Origin of the sequence: Pseudomonas sp. KSR10, from assembly GCF_022355455.1 — a bacterium.
Lineage (GTDB): Bacteria > Pseudomonadota > Gammaproteobacteria > Pseudomonadales > Pseudomonadaceae > Stutzerimonas > Stutzerimonas stutzeri_E.
The window spans coordinates 109,237-126,602 of sequence record NZ_JAKOEN010000015.1 but is presented as its reverse complement, the minus strand read 5'-3'; the positions used below and the strand labels follow the sequence as shown (position 1 = coordinate 126,602).

Annotated in this window: 16 protein-coding genes; 10 read left to right on the top strand and 6 right to left on the bottom strand. The window is 58.2% G+C overall.

The genetic code is table 11. The features are described from left to right. Positions 1-260 precede the first annotated feature (260 nt). Entirely contained in the window at positions 261-1,847 is a 1,587-nt protein-coding gene (locus MCB86_RS06380) for an ABC-F family ATPase (RefSeq protein WP_239610342.1), read from the top strand. A gap of 68 nt (positions 1,848-1,915) precedes the next feature. Here the strand turns inward: MCB86_RS06380 and MCB86_RS06375 are convergent, their stop codons facing one another. Beyond that, entirely contained in the window at positions 1,916-2,524 is a 609-nt protein-coding gene (locus MCB86_RS06375; protein ID WP_239610341.1) for an NAD(P)H-dependent oxidoreductase, read from the bottom strand. A gap of 111 nt (positions 2,525-2,635) precedes the next feature. Between MCB86_RS06375 and MCB86_RS06370 the strand changes: the two genes are divergently transcribed. Then, positions 2,636-3,523 carry a LysR substrate-binding domain-containing protein gene (locus MCB86_RS06370; protein WP_239610340.1) on the top strand — a complete coding sequence of 296 codons (888 nt, stop codon included), beginning with the start codon at positions 2,636-2,638 and terminating at the stop codon, positions 3,521-3,523. Positions 3,524-3,543: 20 nt separating this feature from the next. Here MCB86_RS06370 and MCB86_RS06365 read toward each other — a convergent pair whose 3' ends face one another. Together MCB86_RS06365 and MCB86_RS06360 are read right to left on the bottom strand one after the other, a co-directional pair. Then, complete coding sequence (locus MCB86_RS06365; RefSeq protein ID WP_239610339.1) at positions 3,544-4,239, bottom strand: DUF1294 domain-containing protein; 696 nt, start codon at positions 4,237-4,239, stop codon at positions 3,544-3,546. Between the two features lie 124 nt (positions 4,240-4,363). Beyond that, positions 4,364-5,194: an undecaprenyl-diphosphate phosphatase gene (locus tag MCB86_RS06360; protein WP_239610338.1), complete on the bottom strand. Its 831-nt coding sequence runs from the start codon at positions 5,192-5,194 to the stop codon at positions 4,364-4,366. Positions 5,195-5,482: 288 nt separating this feature from the next. Between MCB86_RS06360 and MCB86_RS06355 the strand changes: the two genes are divergently transcribed. From MCB86_RS06355 to MCB86_RS06325, 7 genes are all read left to right on the top strand, one after another. Continuing rightward, complete coding sequence (locus MCB86_RS06355) at positions 5,483-7,117, top strand: methyl-accepting chemotaxis protein (protein ID WP_239610337.1); 1,635 nt, start codon at positions 5,483-5,485, stop codon at positions 7,115-7,117. Between the two features lie 379 nt (positions 7,118-7,496). Continuing rightward, complete coding sequence (locus tag MCB86_RS06350) at positions 7,497-7,766, top strand: hypothetical protein (RefSeq protein WP_045162090.1); 270 nt, start codon at positions 7,497-7,499, stop codon at positions 7,764-7,766. A gap of 154 nt (positions 7,767-7,920) precedes the next feature. Beyond that, a complete protein-coding gene (locus tag MCB86_RS06345) occupies positions 7,921-8,202 on the top strand; it encodes a hypothetical protein (RefSeq protein WP_045162089.1) in 282 nt (93 codons plus the stop codon). Between the two features lie 26 nt (positions 8,203-8,228). Next, a complete protein-coding gene (locus tag MCB86_RS06340) occupies positions 8,229-8,516 on the top strand; it encodes a hypothetical protein (RefSeq protein WP_045162088.1) in 288 nt (95 codons plus the stop codon). 24 nt (positions 8,517-8,540) lie between these two features. Then, the gene (locus tag MCB86_RS06335) at positions 8,541-9,233 is read left to right on the top strand and encodes a DUF421 domain-containing protein (RefSeq protein WP_045162087.1); all 693 of its coding nucleotides are present in this window, start codon (positions 8,541-8,543) and stop codon (positions 9,231-9,233) included. A gap of 107 nt (positions 9,234-9,340) precedes the next feature. Next, positions 9,341-9,505, top strand: a complete 165-nt coding sequence (locus MCB86_RS06330; protein ID WP_196298660.1) for a hypothetical protein — start codon at positions 9,341-9,343, stop codon at positions 9,503-9,505. Positions 9,506-9,604: 99 nt separating this feature from the next. Further along, positions 9,605-10,708 (top strand): DNA topoisomerase IB, encoded by a 1,104-nt coding sequence (locus MCB86_RS06325; RefSeq protein WP_239610336.1) that lies wholly within the window; start codon positions 9,605-9,607, stop codon positions 10,706-10,708. 16 nt (positions 10,709-10,724) lie between these two features. Here the strand turns inward: MCB86_RS06325 and MCB86_RS06320 are convergent, their stop codons facing one another. From MCB86_RS06320 to nfuA, 3 genes are all read right to left on the bottom strand, one after another. Beyond that, on the bottom strand, positions 10,725-11,678 hold the full coding sequence (locus tag MCB86_RS06320) for a sensor domain-containing diguanylate cyclase (RefSeq protein ID WP_239610335.1): 954 nt from the start codon (positions 11,676-11,678) through the stop codon (positions 10,725-10,727). 2 nt (positions 11,679-11,680) lie between these two features. Further along, positions 11,681-12,664 carry a response regulator gene (locus MCB86_RS06315; protein ID WP_239610334.1) on the bottom strand — a complete coding sequence of 328 codons (984 nt, stop codon included), beginning with the start codon at positions 12,662-12,664 and terminating at the stop codon, positions 11,681-11,683. 140 nt (positions 12,665-12,804) lie between these two features. After that, positions 12,805-13,389, bottom strand: coding sequence for a Fe-S biogenesis protein NfuA (gene nfuA / locus MCB86_RS06310; protein ID WP_045162339.1), 585 nt, complete (start codon positions 13,387-13,389; stop codon positions 12,805-12,807). A gap of 265 nt (positions 13,390-13,654) precedes the next feature. On the opposite strand from nfuA, the gene metH reads away from it, so the two are divergent. Then, entirely contained in the window at positions 13,655-17,347 is a 3,693-nt protein-coding gene (gene metH / locus MCB86_RS06305; protein WP_239610333.1) for a methionine synthase, read from the top strand. The last annotated feature ends 19 nt before the right edge of the window (positions 17,348-17,366 follow it).

Genomic DNA, 17,366 nt, shown 5'->3' with positions numbered 1-17,366 from the left:
AGGACAACCAACGCTTAAGTCATTAGGGATTCGCTAGCATCATCCGTACAATGCGCGCCACCCATACGCAACCATCTGCCTGATGTAGGCATGCCCCGCGTTTATCGCCAAACAGCTTGGCTATCGTTACATGTCCCTCGGTCTCGATACGCCTGTTGCCGATAGCGAACGCGATGGGAACGAAATGAAAAAGCTGCAGATGGGACCTAAAAGGGACCAAGCGTAAATCCCCAACTCTGAAACCCGCGAGAATATTGGCTTTGATCTCCACCGCTAACATCACCATGCAGTTCGGCGCCAAGCCGCTGTTCGAAAACGTTTCCGTCAAATTCGGCAACGGCAATCGCTACGGCCTGATCGGCGCTAACGGCTGCGGCAAGTCGACCTTCATGAAAATCCTCGGGGGCGACCTGGAGCCGTCCGCTGGTCAGGTCATGCTCGAACCCAACGTACGCCTGGGTAAGCTGCGTCAGGATCAGTTCGCCTACGAAGACTTCAACGTCATCGACACGGTGATCATGGGCCACGAAGAGCTATGGAAGGTCAAGGCCGAGCGCGAGCGCATCTACTCGTTGCCGGAAATGAGCGAGGAAGACGGCATGGCCGTCGCCGAACTGGAAACCGAGTTCGCCGAGATGGACGGCTACACCGCCGAGTCCCGTGCCGGCGAGCTGCTGCTGGGCCTTGGTATCCCGCTCGAACAGCACTTCGGGCCGATGAGCGAAGTGGCGCCGGGCTGGAAACTGCGGGTACTGCTGGCCCAAGCGCTGTTCTCCGATCCGGAAGTGCTGCTGCTCGACGAGCCGACCAACCATCTGGATATCAACACCATCCGCTGGCTGGAAAACATCCTCACGGCGCGTAACAGCACCATGATCATCATTTCCCACGACCGGCACTTCCTGAACAGCGTGTGCACGCACATGGCCGACCTCGATTACGGCGAGCTGCGGCTGTTCCCGGGCAACTATGACGAGTACATGACCGCGGCGACCCAGTCGCGCGAGCAGCTGCTGGCCGACAATGCCAAGAAGAAAGCGCAGATCGCCGAATTGCAGACCTTCGTCAGCCGCTTCTCGGCCAACGCATCGAAAGCCAAGCAGGCGACTTCGCGCGCCAAGCAGATCGACAAGATCCAGCTCGCGGAGGTCAAGCCCTCGAGCCGCGTCAGCCCGTTCATTCGCTTCGAGCAGACCAAGAAGCTGCACCGCCAAGCCGTAACCGTCGAGCGCATGGCCAAGGGATTTGATGGCAAGACGCTGTTCAAGAACTTCAGCTTCACCGTCGAAGCCGGCGAGCGGGTCGCGATCATCGGCCCGAACGGTATCGGCAAGACCACCCTGCTGCGTACGCTGGTTGGCGAACTGCAGCCGGATGCTGGTTCGGTGAAGTGGACCGAAAGCGCCGATATCGGCTACTACGCCCAGGACCATGCCGATGACTTCGAAGACGACATGTCGCTGTTCGACTGGATGGGCCAGTGGACGCAGGGCGGCGAACAGATCGTGCGCGGCACCCTTGGCCGTATGTTGTTTTCCAATGATGAGATCCTCAAGTCGGTTCGAGTTATCTCTGGAGGCGAACAGGGTCGCATGCTGTTCGGCAAGCTGATTCTGAAAAAGCCCAACGTCCTGGTAATGGACGAACCGACCAACCACCTGGACATGGAATCCATCGAAGCGCTGAACCTGGCGCTGGAGAACTATCCGGGCACTTTGATTTTCGTCAGCCACGACCGCGAGTTCGTCGGCTCGCTCGCGACGCGAATCATTGAGCTCTCGGATACAGGTGTGACCGACTTCAGCGGCACCTATGACGACTATCTGCGTAGCCTTGGCGTGATCTAAGGACGCCGGAACGAACGCGCCCCGTCAGTTCCGTACTGTACGGGGCGTTTTTGTATGAGCCCTTCGCGTCAGGCGGTTTCGTACAGCGCCTCAATGGACTGCTGAGCTGCGATCATCGCTGATTCCCGTGCATCGCCTCCCATGGCGAGGCCATGGGCCCGAATGATCTCGATCTCGGTAATGCCGAGAAACCCCAGTACAAGCTTCAAGTAGCCTTCGTGCGCGACACCGCTGGGTTGGTCGCCATGAATGCCTCCGGCAGTTGAAACGAGAATCACGCGTTTTCCGCCGGCCAAGCCCTCTGCACCGTTCGGGCCGTAGCGAAAGGTTTTGCCTGCTACGGCGATGCGGTCGATCCATGCCTTGAGCTGGCTGGGTACGCTGAAGTTGTACATAGGTGCGCCAATGACCAGTAAATCCGCCTTGAGAAACTCATTCAGGGTCGCCTCGGCCAGTGCCGCTGCCTGACGCTGCACCGCATCACGCAGCTCTTCCGGAGTGCTGGCGGCCGCCAAACTTGCGCCAGACAGGTGGTCCAGCTCGTCCGCAGCAAGATCGCGATAACGCAAGCTGCTCTCTGGCTCGGCCGCCAGCACAGTCGCCACGACAGCACGTGTTAGCTGACGCGAAGCCGAGGCGTCGCCGAGGATGCTCGAATCCAGGTGCAGTATGTTCATGTAGGGTCTCCATCTCAGGTTCGTTTCGATGGGGAAATCCTACAGACAAATCGAATAAGGGATTAGTAGCGAGATTTACGATAGATTGTCCTGAAAATAGGACGATAAGCCATGCAAGATCTCAACGACCTTTTCTATTTCGCCAAAGTGGTCGAAGGCGGTGGATTCGCTGCGGCCGGTCGCCAGCTCGGCATTCCCAAATCACGACTGTCGCGCCGCATCGCCGAGCTTGAAGAGCGACTCGGTGCGCGATTGCTTCAGCGCACGACGCGAAAGCTATCCGTCACCGAGATCGGCGAGCGCTACTACCGGCATTGTCAGGCGATGCTGCTGGAAGCGGAACAGGCGGATGAGGTCGTAGCGAGACTGACCAGCGAACCCAGGGGACGCGTGCGCGTGTCCTGCCCCATCGCTGTGGCCGGATTCGCTGATGCGGTAGTGGATTTCCTTGCGACATATCCGCTGGTGACACTCGAAACGATTGTCACCAACCGGCGTGTAGATCTGGTCAACGAGGGCATCGATGTCGCTCTGCGGGTTCGTACCGCAGATGACGAAGACCCCTCGCTCATCGTTCGGCGCTTGCAACCGACTGTCGCCTATCTCGTCGCCTCGCCCGCATTACTTCGTGACCACACCATCAACGGTCCAGAAGACCTGCCTAAGCTGCCCGTGCTCGGCGCAGCAGACCCCGACCGCAAGGTGCGCTACCGGCTCGTCAGCGATGATGGCGAGACACGGGAACTCGTGCTGGAACCGCGGCTTGCGGTCGATGACTTTGTGATCCGCAAGGCTGCCGCTCTTTCAGGGCTCGGCCTGACCATGCTGCCACGCGGCTACTGTGAAGAGGAGTTGGCGAGCGGCCAGTTGATTCGCGTCCTGCCAGACTGGACGCTGCCGGGGAGTCACCTGCAGGTGGCTTATCTGCATCGGCGCGGAATGTTACCTGCCGTTAGGGCGTGGATAGATCATATGGTCAAGGTATTCGGTCAGGGCTGACCGTGTTAACGCCGAAAGACTCACCGGCTCAATCCGAGCAATACCCCATGCAAGCGCTGGGAATACAGATAATCCAGCCACACCACCTGATGAGCCATAACGATCAACCAGAACGCCAGCTGGAATGAGAGCTTGCGAGTCTTGTGTCGTAACACTTGCTGCGCCAGCAGCGCGCCAGGCCAACCACCGAGCAGCTCGACCAGATGCAGATGCGCCTCCGGCGTACGCCTGTTGCCGCGCATGGCGCTGCGCTTGTCGTGCAAATACAAACCGAAGACCAGTAAACTCGCCAGTGCATAGGCGACTAGCGGCCAGTGCACGCCCTGCTGGACCAACCGCACGCTGCCCAGCGTCGGTAGCAGACACAGTAGTACAAGGGCAGAGACCTTCAGCGAGAAATGCTGACGAAGAGCACCAACTCGTCGGGCGCGCGGTCCATGGTCCTCATGCCGAGCTTTGGGTGAGCGCCGCGCCAAGGGCTTTTGGCGAATGGCCGGATCATCGAGGGAAAGCGTATCCAGACGGATATGCGAGGCACGCAAACGCCCTTCCCTGTCGCGATCGGTTCCATACCGCACCCGATCGCCCTGTACCGGACGACGTGCTCCGCGCATGACCGAAATGTGCGCGAACACCTCGTTACTGCCATTGTCAGGGCGGATGAAACCGAATCCTTTCTGATCGTCCCAACTTTTCAGCTGACCGCGTAATTCCATGTTGAAAGACTCGGTGAAAATCAGGCATTCCAATCGGCGGCAAAACGATAACGAAATGATCGGTTTCAATCGGTGTTCGTGGCGTTTGCCGGAGTTTCTTCTTCAGCCCTAAGCCATGGCGTTATCAGCCTGCGGCAGTGCTCCAATCGATCAAGCCGAACTGCCAGGTCGCCAGAATGGCGATGCCAAAGATGATCCGGTACCAAGCGAATGCTGCGTAGCTATGGTTGCCGATAAATTTCAATAGCGCACGCACCGCCAACATCGCAAAAATGAACGAAGTGACAAAGCCAATCGCAAATACTGGAAGATCACCCGACTGGAACAGATCGCGGTACTTGTAGCCGGAGTAAACCGCAGCACCCACCATGGTCGGCATCGCCAGGAAGAAGGAAAACTCAGTCGCCGCCTTGCGCGACAGGCCAAATAACAGCCCGCCGATAATAGTAGCCCCCGAGCGCGAAGTGCCTGGAATCAGCGCCAAGCACTGTGCACACCCCACCTTCAATGCATGGTTCCAGTGCATATCATCGACCGTTTCCGCCTGGATACGATGAGAACGTTTTTCAGCCCAGAGCATGACCACCCCACCGATAACCAGCGCGGTCGCCACGGTGATGGGGTTGAACAGGTATTCATGTATCAGGTCGGCAAAGGTCACACCCAGCACAACGGCTGGTAGGAATGCCACTAGTAGGTTGACGGTGAATTTCTGCGCCTGTCGCTCGCTGGGCAGCCCGACCACGACATCGATGATCTTGCGCCGGTACTCCCAGACCACGGCCAGAATCGCGCCCAGCTGAATGATGATGTTGAAGGCCAATGCCCGCTCACCACCAAACCCGATGAGATCGGCGACGATGATCTGGTGTCCGGTACTGGATATAGGCAGAAACTCCGTGATTCCTTCGACCACGCCTAGAAGCAACGCCTGAAAGGCGATCCAAAAATCCATCTAATCCCCAATAGCGGTGCAAACCACCGCATTTGAATATGCAACGAAGGTATATGTCAGATAGCCACTTGAGCGCTGTTCTGACTCGCTGGCGACAAGTAAATTCAATGAGTCGAAGCGCCCATCCTCATCTTTTTTTCACAGATGCCGACAAGCTATTCAACGGTGTAGCAAAGCAACCACTGCCACAGCTCAAACGGCCAAGGCAGACGCAGGCGCGGTGCTCCAACCCAAAGCCGCTAAACAAATAATAATTAAGATAAAGTCTCAACAGGAGCTTACAAGCAGATGAATATGCTGCGAAATTTCCCTATCAGCAAGCGCCTCTGGCTGATTCCGACGCTAGCCGTTGCGATGCTATTCGTTCTCGGCCTGCTGATGATCCAGCAGGTGCGTACCGACCTGTACAAAGGCAAGCAGGTCATGACCCAGAACATCGTCGAAACGGCGACGGGTGTTCTCAGCTATTACCAACAACTCGAGGCAAACGGCACGCTGAGCACGTCCGAGGCACAGAAAGCAGCAATGGATCAGATCCGCCTGCTCCGCTACGGACAAAATGACTATTTCTGGATCAATGACATGAGCCCGGTCATGCTCATGCACCCGATGAAGCCCGAGCTCGAAGGCAAGAATCTTTCCAACGTGAAGGACCCGAACGGCAAAGAGCTGTTCAACGAGATGGTCAAAGTAGCTCGCCTACAGGGAGCCGGCATCGTCGACTATCAATGGGCGAAACCGGGTAAGGAAGATCCCGTACCGAAAATTTCCTACATCGAATTGTTCAAGCCATGGGGCTGGATCATCGGTTCCGGCATCTACGTGGACGACGTAGAAGCAGAGTTCCTGCATTACCTCGTTCGCTTCTCCATCATTGGCTTGATCATCGCCTCGCTGATGGCGCTGCTGGTTTCCGTTCTCATCCGCAGCATCACCCGTCCGCTGCGCCATTCCATGCAGGCGATGGCCAACATAGCGAGCGGTGAAGCTGACCTTACGCGCAGCCTGGACATCTCGGGGAATGACGAGCTGACTACGCTGAGCCGCGATTTCAACACATTTATACACAAGCTCCATACGGTTATCGCTCAGCTGTTCGAAACTTCCGGCTCGCTGGCGAAGTCGTCCAGCGACCTGGGTGGGCTAGCCGGTCGGACACACAAGCAAAGCCAACAGCAGTCGCAGCAAATGGAACTGGTGGCCACCGCAGTGAACGAGGTGACCTACGCGGTGCAGGAAGTGGCGAAAAATGCCGAACATGCATCGAACGAAGTCGGCGATGCGGAAAAGCAGGCAGGGCTGGGACAACGTAATATCGAAGCCAGCCTTCAGCAGATCGACCAGCTATCGACCACCATCAACAAAGCAGTTGGGGTCATCCAGTCATTGGCCGACGAAACCACTCAGATCGGTTCGGTGTTGGAAGTTATCGGATCGATCGCCGACCAAACTAACTTGCTCGCTCTGAACGCCGCGATCGAAGCCGCTCGCGCCGGAGAACAAGGCCGCGGCTTCGCCGTTGTGGCTGATGAAGTTCGTTTGCTGGCACAGCGCACCCAGACCTCGACGGCAGAGATTCACACGATGATCGAACGCCTGCAGAAAAATTCGGGCGCGGCGGTGACCGTTATCATGGAAAGCAGTCGGGCCTCTCAGGCCACCGTCGAGCAAGCCAGCCAGGCCGGTGAAAGCCTGGGTCAGATCGCCCAGGCGCTGCGCAACCTGTCCGGCCTGAACGCCTCGATTGCCAGCGCTACCCTGCAGCAGACTCATGTCGTCGAAGATATCAATCAGAACGTCACTCAAGCCGCCGGTCTGGCACAGGACAGTACCCAGGCCGCTGAGCACTCGAGCGCAGCGAGCAAGCAGCTCGGCGAGTTGGCAGAACAACTGAACCGTCTGCTCAAGCAGTTCAAGGTCTAGCCAACCAAACCTGCATCAACGACTGGCTTTTGTATACATACGGCTGGCCTCCTCACGGAGACCGGCCGTTCTATTTCGCCAGGCAGCTGCGACTTTTCGCCACGCGCGATGCGGCTTGAGTAACGGTCATCGTTGCGGCCATGGAACCTCTGAACGGTCCGCAGGCCAGGAAATCAAGCCGTTCAGCCGACGCTTAATCCAAAATGCGCTTGCACGACTAATCCTATACTTTCGGCTAATTGCAAAAATTCTCCGCAATCGCGAACTCTCAATGTGACTTATCAGTCCTCTGTGTACATCAATGGTATGTAAGGCCAACGCCGGCAGCCTGGCGGCAGGCTAAATCCGATCTTGGTTATCACACAGAGAGACACACCTCATGAATAGCCCCCTTCGTTTCAACGACGCCCTTCTCATTACTGATCGTGCGTTCAAGCCGTTCCAGTGCGTCGCCTGGACACTGCTCGAAGGCAACGGCGAACTCAGCATTACCGTCGTGGATGGCAGCGAGTCTCGCGCCGTCGGCCATTGCAAACTCTCCAGCAGCGTTTATTCCGACCCGGTCAAGCTCGGCGAATCGTTGGAACAAGCACGCGCTGACCTGAGCCGCCAGGGTATTCACCTCGCCCCCTGGCAGATGCCGGAATAAGACATCCGTCTCGAATGAACCAAGGCCCGGAGGCGCAAGCACCGGGCCTTTTTCATTGCAATCGCATGGCCCTCGCCTGCCGGTTCCGTTTATCGGACTGATCCATTCGCTTGTTTCACGGTCCCAGCAATAAGTGAATCAAGAGGAGCAAGCCATGAAGGGTGCAGAAGCCTACGTCAATGACCAGTGGCACAGCAGCGGTCTGGCAGACCTGCCTGAGGGTGCTGATGGCCATTGCATTACCTTGAAGTTCGTTATCCCTCGCGATGCTCAGTTCACCGGGCTGATCACGCATGTCCGCGAGGTGGCGCAGCGGCACCTGAGCGAGTTCTATAAAGACCGAAAGGTAACGCACAGACCAGTGGAAGGTTCGGTCGTAGGGGATGGCAGTGGCGACGGTATAGACCTGGTATTTGATGTCGCCCCTGCGCAATGAGCAATCGCTACATCGGAGTACGGACCATGACCGCACTACGTCTTGCACTCGACGAAGCCATACGTATCAGCGAGATGGCTTTTCTACCTTGCCACGCGACTACCCAGGTGAATAACGAGGACGCCAGCTTTTCACTGCGGGTGACCAACGCGGCAGGCGATGAAATCATGTCGATTCCCCATATCGCTCGTTCCCAGTATGCGGACCCCATGCATCTCGCCGGTCTGCTTGAGAACGCACGGCTGCAGCTCAGCAAAGATGGCGTGCCGCTGAGCGCATGGTCCATGCCCGCACAGCCGGGCCTTATTGGTTAAGCGACGCCATTATCGAGGCCGCGAATGACTCCTTTCGATTGGCAGCGCATGCTGCTGGACGATCTGCCATTGCTGTTCATCGCAGAAGTGGTGCTGCGAGCGTTGTTTGCCTTCGTTGCGGTGTTTCTATTTCTGAAAATCAGCGGGCGACGGGGTATTCGGCAGCTGTCACTGTTCGAGCTGGTAGTGATTCTTACGTTGGGGTCAGCAGCAGGCGACGTCTCCTTCTATGAGGATGTGCCACTGCTGCCCATCGCGGCCGTCTTCGCAACCTTGTTGCTGCTCTATCGGCTCACCGTCTGGATCATGACGCGCAACGAACGGTTGTCCAAATGGATGGAAGGCGAACCAGTCACAATCATCCAGAATGGCCTGTACGAACTACACAGCCTGGACCAACTAAATATCTCATCCGACGAGTTTTTCATGGAGTTGCGTCAGCAAGGTGTTGAGCACCTGGGGCAGGTTCGATTGGGCATTCTCGAGACCGATGGAGAGGTCAGCCTCTATTTCAACGAAGCCGAGGCGGTGCGCCCAGGGCTTTCTGTGCTGCCCAAACAATTTCGGACGATTTACCGGCAGGTCCCCTCCAGCGGGCTGTATGCCTGCATGCGGTGTGGATATCCGCAGATCATCGAAGCACAGCGGGAGGCGACCTGTCCTCGTTGTCACCACCAGCATTGGTGTATTGCGCTGAGCAATCCTCGTGTGCGCTGATCTGCGGCGCGAACCCCGTCCGCTTACATCGGTCACTTATAGAGACGGGCGCCGCGCTGCCCCCCCCCCCACGGCTGCCTTTTATTCCGCGATCCAGGAGCGTTCACATGATTGGCGACTATTCATCGATAAATGATCATTTGGAAACTGCACGCAGGCTTGCTGACAGCGCTGAAACCAAGGCGGATCCCGCAATCTACCGAGAAGCAATCGACGAACTGGTAGCCGCGATACGGTTGCTGATGCGCAACAGCCCGGAAAGCGAAGACTGATCGCAATTCGTTCACTCGCCGGGTTCATGCTGAAAGGGGAGCGCGCAGGCCAGATCAGTCTGCGCCATCAAGCTGTGCGTATCGCGAGGTGTGTTCCGCATGCTGATCGATCAAGGCGGTGAAGTTCCTCTGCCATTGGCGGAGGGTATTCGTCCGGTACCGACGGACGAGCAGTCCGATACAGGCACCGCCCTGTGTCCTCCGCTTCCAGCCGATCTCCATTACGTTGATGATCGCAGTCCGGGAATCGGGCGACGGATACTGCGGGGCAAGTTCGCCTACTTCCAACCGAACGGAGAGCGCATTCGCGACGCGACCGAGATTGCCAGGATCAATAAACTGGCGATCCCGCCGGCCTATACCGATGTCTGGATCTGCCCCGATCCGCAAGGGCATCTTCAGGCCACTGGGCGTGACGCCCGTGGTCGCAAACAGTATCGCTATCACGCCCGCTGGCGGGAAATCCGGGACAGCACAAAATATGAACGCCTTCTGGCGTTCGGTGCAGCATTACCCCGGTTGCGTGCTGGTCTGGAGCAACATCTGGCGCTGCGCGGACTGCCGCGAGAGAAAGTCATGGCGCTGGTGGTGCAACTGCTCGAGTCGACGTTGATTCGTGTCGGCAACTCACGCTATGCGCGGGAAAACCGCTCCTACGGCCTGACCACGCTGCGTACACGCCATGTCGATGTGCATGGCGCCGCGATCCGCTTCCAGTTTCGAGGCAAGAGCGGTGTAAAGCATCAGGTCACGCTGAAAAATCAACGACTGGCGCGCATCCTGCGTCGCTGCATGGAATTGCCCGGGCAACACCTTTTCCAGTACCTGGACGAGGACGGTTTACGCCACCCGGTGAGCTCCAGCGACGTGAATCAGTTCATTCAAGATATGACTGGTGGTGACTTCACTGCCAAGGACTACCGCACCTGGGCCGGTAGTGCGCTGGCCCTGGACTACCTGCGCAAGCGCGACTGGCAACCGGACGCCGTTGCCCGTCGCAATCTGGTCGAGACGGTCACCCAGGTGTCCCGCCAGCTTGGCAACACCCCGGCCATCTGCCGCCAGTGCTATATCCACCCCGACGTGCTCCAGGCCTTCACCTCAGGTGAGCTCGCCCGGTTGTCCAAGGCAAGAAAGCGCAAGTGGCTGAGCAGCGAGGAAGCCACCTTGTTGAATTTCCTGACCGAGCGCAATCCCACCTGACGTCTCCGAATATTGGTCAGCGGTAGAGCGATACCTGATTGCGGCCTGCCGATTTCGACATATACATCGCGCTGTCAGCTCGCTCGATCAGCTGCGCATAGCCGCTGGTGGGCTGACTGAGATCCGCGATGCCGAGGCTGACGGTAAAATGGATGCTGCGCCCTTCATGGATGACCTCATGCGCCTCGATGGACTGCCGCAGCCTTTCCGCGAAGGTCACGGCCCCCTCGCTGTCCGTATCCGGCAGCAGTACCACGAACTCCTCACCGCCGTAGCGCCCGGCTATGTCGGCGTCTCGCATGCTTTGGCGGATGAGCTCGGCGGCCCGCTGAATGACCGCATCGCCTGCCTGATGACCGTAGCTGTCATTGATCCGCTTGAAATGATCTATATCGAACATCACCAGTGCGGCATTACGGTCGTAACGTCGGTGCCGAGCATAGTCCTGACGCAGCATTTCTTCCCAATGGCCGCGGTTGAACAGACCCGTCAGGCGATCAGTGCTCGATAACCGCTGCAGCTCCTGGTTGGCCGCCTGTAACTGGCGCCGGTTGATGGCGACGTCGGTCACGTCGTAGATGATCAGGCAAATCTGGTCAATGTTGCCGCTGAGGCCTTTCAAGGGCATCAAAGTGGTGTTCTGGTACATGAAATCTTCCAACCCGGTGATCGGCTGGTAATTCTTGAACCGTAACAAATAGGGACGTTGCTCCCAGATGGTGAACGACGGCGTGCCGAGCGTCGCAACGTTCTCCACCTTGCGCCGAAACCATTGCTCATCCACTTCCGGAAACAGCTCGAAAAAAGATTTTTCCCGCGCATCTTCAGGCAGCCGCCCGGAGCGGTTTTCCATGAAGGTATTCCACACATCGATGCGGTATTCGCGATTCAGGACCACAACACCAACGTCGATGCTCTGGATGATCGCCAGAAGCCAATGAAGTTCGCTCAGATTCATCGAGTCGGACATGCTCAGGCCATCAGGTAGGCGAGTTTGCGAGACAGCAGCTCAACCGAGTCTTCGGTGAACAGCAACAACAGATCGAAATGGACATCATGGCCTTCCAGGCTGTAGCTGATCTCCACCGCAAGGGTGCTTTTCCAACGCTGCCGATTGAGCCGGATGAGCTCGTCGATCGACGCGTGCTGGCCCAGCACCTGCGGATGCCCCTGGGAGAACACCACGTCAATTTGATCGGCGATGCCGCTGAGGCATGCGCTGATCAGCAGACTGGACAGATCGAGCAGCATTTCCAGTTCACGGAAGTCCTTTGCGCGCATCAGGCGCGCCATGTCGGCCACTTCCGAGTCATGAAAGATCAGCAATGCCTCACCGGCGATTCCACCGCCGATATAACCCTGGCAAACCGCGGTCAGTTTGTCTCCCTGGGCCGCATCGGCAAGTGCCATGTGCAACTCGCCGACTTCGAGGATGTTCACGTTGGGAATCGGTAGCTGAACAAAAACCCCAAGCACCTTTGCAAGCAGCGCAGCCGCGCGCCCCATCGCAACGTTCACCACCTCGCGGAAGGCATCACGAAACGGGATGGGCCCTGTCGCTCTCTCACCCAGCGCTGGCAACTCGTTGCCCACAATCCCCAGACTGGCCAGGGTCTGTCGCAAGTGCACCGGATCTGCCGGTTTACGAATGAATGCCAGCGCTCCCAGCTCCAGCACCCGCCGTACAGCCTCTTCCTGAACATCCGCCGAGACCACAATGACCTTGCAGTCGAGTTGCTCATCACGAAGCGCAGCAAGCACCTGATAGCCGTCCACATCCGGCATGGTCAGGTCGAGCAGTAGCACATCGATTCCGCCCTCGCGTATGCGCTCAAGGGCCTCACTGCCGCCGGCGGCCTGACGGATGTTCAGCGGCCAGGCAACCGGCAGCGCACGCAGCAATTGCTTGCGCGCCAGGTTCGAATCATCGCAAATCAACAGGGAAACGGCAGACATGCAGCGCTCGCTCACTTAGCCAGGCATCAGAAACCTGGACAGCTTATCTCAGCAAACGGTCGCTGGGTTGGTGACACAAAACTATAATGGCACTTTGCCCAAGAAGTGACTGAAACAACCACCGTTTGGGCAGTTCCGCCTTAATAGTAAGCGTTATCCCGATTGGTGTGATCGGTCACGTCGCGCACGCCCTTGAGCTCAGGAATTCGCTCCAGCAGGGTTTTTTCGATGCCTTCCTTGAGCGTAACGTCAGCCTGGCCGCAACCTTGGCAACCACCACCGAACTGCAACACCGCGACCCCCTCGTCAACCACATCGATCAAGGTGACCTGGCCACCATGGCTGGCAAGCCCTGGATTGATTTCGGTCTGCAGGTAGTAGTTGATGCGCTCGTTCAGCGGGCTATCTTCGTTGACCATCGGCACCTTGGCGTTCGGCGCCTTGATCGTCAGCTGCCCCCCCATGCGATCAGTGGCGTAATCCACCAGGGCGTCTTCCAGAAAGGGCTCGCTGACACTATCGATCCAGGCTGTAAAACGCTTCAGTGCGACGGGAACGTCATCCGGCTTTTCTTCACCAGGCTTGCAATAGGCAATACAGGTTTCCGCATAGGGCGTACCGGGCTGAGTGATGAAGACCCGGATGCCGATCCCTGTGGTGTTCTGCTTCTCGAGCAGGTCTGCCAGATAATCGTGTGCAGCTTCGGTAATGGTAATGGCGCTCATGGGAACTCCTCTCAGACATGATGGGCAGTGTACGCCAACCCTCTCCCCGGATAAAGTCCCAGTGTTTTAGTAGGAAATAGAACCTTCCGAGCTGGAGGCTCCGATAGCTGTCCAGCCCCCTCACGCGGAGCGTCAGAACCGGTTCGCAAGACGTCACACCCAGCAACGAATATGAGCGCCACTCATACAAAAGCGCTGATGATCAAAAAGCATGCAGCTTTGTTATCATTCGCGCTTCTAGAAATCAGCTTTTCAGGTAGTCCCCATGCTAGACCGCAACGCCCGTCTCCAGGCTCTCCAGAAGGCCCTCAAGGAGCGCATCCTGATTCTCGACGGCGGCATGGGCACCATGATCCAGAGCTACAAACTGGACGAGCCCGATTACCGCGGCGAGCGCTTTGCCGATTGGCCGCAGGACCTCAAAGGCAATAATGACTTGCTGATCCTGACACGCCCAGATGCAATCAGCGCCATCGAAAAGGCCTACTTCGATGCCGGCGCCGATATCGTCGAAACCAACACCTTCAACGCCACGCGCGTTTCCCAGGCCGATTACGGCATGGAAGAGCTGGTGTACGAGTTGAACGTGGAAGGCGCCCGCCTCGCTCGCCAGGCAGCCGATGCCAAGACTGCCGAGACGCCAGACCGCCCGCGCTTCGTCGCCGGGGTGCTGGGCCCGACCAGCCGGACCTGCTCGCTGTCGCCGGACGTGAATAACCCAGGCTACCGCAACGTTACATTCGACGATCTGGTCGAGAACTACACCGAAGCCACCCGAGGCCTCATTGAAGGCGGCTCTGACCTGATACTGATCGAGACCATCTTCGATACGCTCAATGCGAAGGCGGCGATCTTTGCGGTTCAGGAAGTCTTCGAGGAAATCGGGTTCGAACTGCCGATCATGATTTCCGGCACCATTACCGATGCTTCGGGCCGGACCCTGTCCGGACAGACCACCGAAGCTTTTTGGAACTCCGTACGCCACGCCAAGCCGATCTCGGTCGGTCTGAACTGTGCTCTGGGCGCCAAGGAACTACGGCCCTACCTGGAAGAACTGTCTAACAAGGCCGAAACTCACGTCTCGGCACACCCCAACGCCGGCCTGCCGAACGCCTTCGGCGAGTACGACGAAAGCCCGGCGGAGATGGCCCGGGTGGTCGAGGAATTCGCCGCCAGCGGCTTTCTCAACATCGTCGGCGGCTGCTGCGGTACGACACCGGCGCATATCGAGGCGATTGCCAAGGCCGTTGCGAAATATGCGCCACGCGTCATTCCCGACATTCCCAAAGCCTGCCGCCTGTCCGGCCTCGAGCCGTTCACGATCGATCGCAGCTCGCTGTTCGTCAACGTCGGTGAGCGGACCAACATTACCGGGTCGGCGAAATTCGCTCGCCTGATCCGCGAGGAAAACTACACGGAAGCTCTGGAAGTCGCCCTGCAGCAGGTGGAAGCCGGCGCCCAGGTGATCGACATCAACATGGACGAGGGCATGCTGGATTCGAAGAAGGCCATGGTGACCTTCCTCAACCTGATCGCCGGTGAACCGGACATTTCCCGCGTGCCGATCATGATCGACTCCTCCAAATGGGAGGTGATCGAAGCCGGTCTGAAATGCATCCAGGGCAAGGGCATCGTTAACTCGATCTCGATGAAAGAAGGCGTCGAAGCCTTCAAGCATCATGCCCGCCTGTGCAAGCGCTACGGGGCCGCCGTAGTGGTGATGGCCTTCGACGAGGCCGGCCAGGCCGATACCGCCGCGCGCAAGCGTGAGATCTGCCAGCGCTCTTACGACATCCTGGTAAACGAGGTCGGCTTCCCGCCGGAAGACATCATCTTCGACCCGAATATCTTCGCCGTCGCCACCGGCATCGAAGAGCACAACAATTACGCCGTGGACTTCATCGAAGCCTGCGCTTACATCCGCGACCACCTCCCCTATGCCCTGACCTCGGGCGGCGTGTCCAACGTGTCCTTCTCGTTCCGCGGCAATAACCCGGTGCGGGAGGCAATCCACTCGGTCTTCCTCTATTACGCGATCCAGAATGGGCTGACGATGGGCATCGTCAATGCCGGCCAGCTTGAGATCTACGACGAGATCCCGAAGCAGCTGCGCGACGCGGTCGAAGACGTGGTGCTCAACCGCACGCCCAACGGCACCGAAGCTTTGCTCGCCATCGCCGACGAATTCAAGGGCGACGGCAGCGTCAAGGAAGCGGAAACAGAGGAATGGCGTGGTTATACGGTCGAGAAGCGGCTCGAGCACGCGCTCGTCAAGGGCATCACCACCCACATCGTCCAGGACACCGAAGAGTTCCGCCAGCAGTGCGCGCGCCCCATCGAGGTCATCGAAGGTCCGCTTATGGCGGGCATGAACGTGGTCGGCGACCTGTTTGGCTCGGGCAAGATGTTCCTGCCTCAGGTGGTGAAGTCAGCCCGTGTGATGAAGCAGGCCGTTGCGCATCTGATTCCCTTCATCGAAGCTGAGAAAGGCGACAAGCCTGAAGCCAAGGGCAAGATCCTCATGGCGACGGTAAAGGGCGACGTCCACGACATCGGCAAGAACATCGTTGGCGTGGTGCTCGGCTGTAACGGCTACGACGTGGTCGACATGGGCGTGATGGTCCCAGCAGAAAAAATTCTGCAGACGGCGATTACCGAGAAATGCGACATCATCGGCCTGTCCGGCCTGATCACGCCTTCCTTGGACGAGATGGTCCACGTTGCCCGCGAAATGCAACGTCAGGACTTCCATTTGCCATTGATGATCGGCGGCGCCACCACCTCCAAGGCGCACACGGCGGTGAAAATCGACCCGCACTACAAGAACGATGCAGTGGTCTATGTCACCGACGCTTCACGTGCCGTCGGGGTTGCGACGACATTGTTGTCGAAGGAACTGAAGCCGGCCTTCGTGCAGAAGACTCGCGAAGAGTACGCGATGATCCGCGAGCGCACCGCCAACCGCAGCGCTCGCACCGAACGCCTGACGTACCCCGAAGCGGTTGCCGTCAAACCCAAATTCGACTGGGCCGACTACAACCCGGTGAAGCCGAGCTTCACCGGCCGCAAGGTGCTCGAAGACATCGATCTGCGCACCCTGGTCGACTACATCGACTGGACGCCGTTCTTCATCGCCTGGGACCTGGCTGGTAAGTATCCGCGCATTCTCGAGGACGAAATCGTCGGCGAAGCCGCCACCTCGCTGTTCAACGATGCCCAGGCGATGCTCACCAAACTGGTCGATGAAAAGCTGATCAAGGCTCGCGCGGTGTTCGGCTTCTGGCCAGCCAACCAGGTCGACGAAGATGATATCCAGGTCTATGGCGACGACGGCGAAGCCCTGGCCACGCTGCATCATCTGCGTCAGCAGACGGTGAAGACCGACGGCAAACCGAACTTCTCGCTGGCCGACTTCGTCGCACCGAAGAGCAGCGGGGTGACCGATTACGTGGGCGGTTTCATCACCACGGCGGGCATCGGTGCAGAGGAAGTCGCCAAGGCTTATCAGGACGCCGGTGATGACTACAACTCGATCATGGTCAAGGCGCTAGCCGATCGCTTGGCCGAAGCCTGCGCCGAGTGGCTGCACCAACAGGTGCGCAAGCAGTGGTGGGGCTATGATCCGGAAGAGCATCTGAGCAATGAAGAGCTGATCAAGGAACAGTACAAGGGCATCCGCCCTGCCCCCGGTTATCCGGCCTGCCCCGATCACACCGAGAAAGCCACACTGTTCAGGTTGCTCGATGCCGACGGTGCCAGCCTGGTAACTCTGACCGAGCACTTCGCCATGCTACCAACCGCGGCCGTTAGTGGCTGGTACTTCGCTCACCCCAAGGCGCAATACTTCGCGGTCGGCAAGATCGACAGGGATCAGGCCGAAAGCTACAGCAAGCGCAAAGGGCAGGATCTTGCCGTAACCGAGCGCTGGCTGATGCCAAACCTGGGCTACGACGCCTGAGAAGCACTGCGCCTGTCGA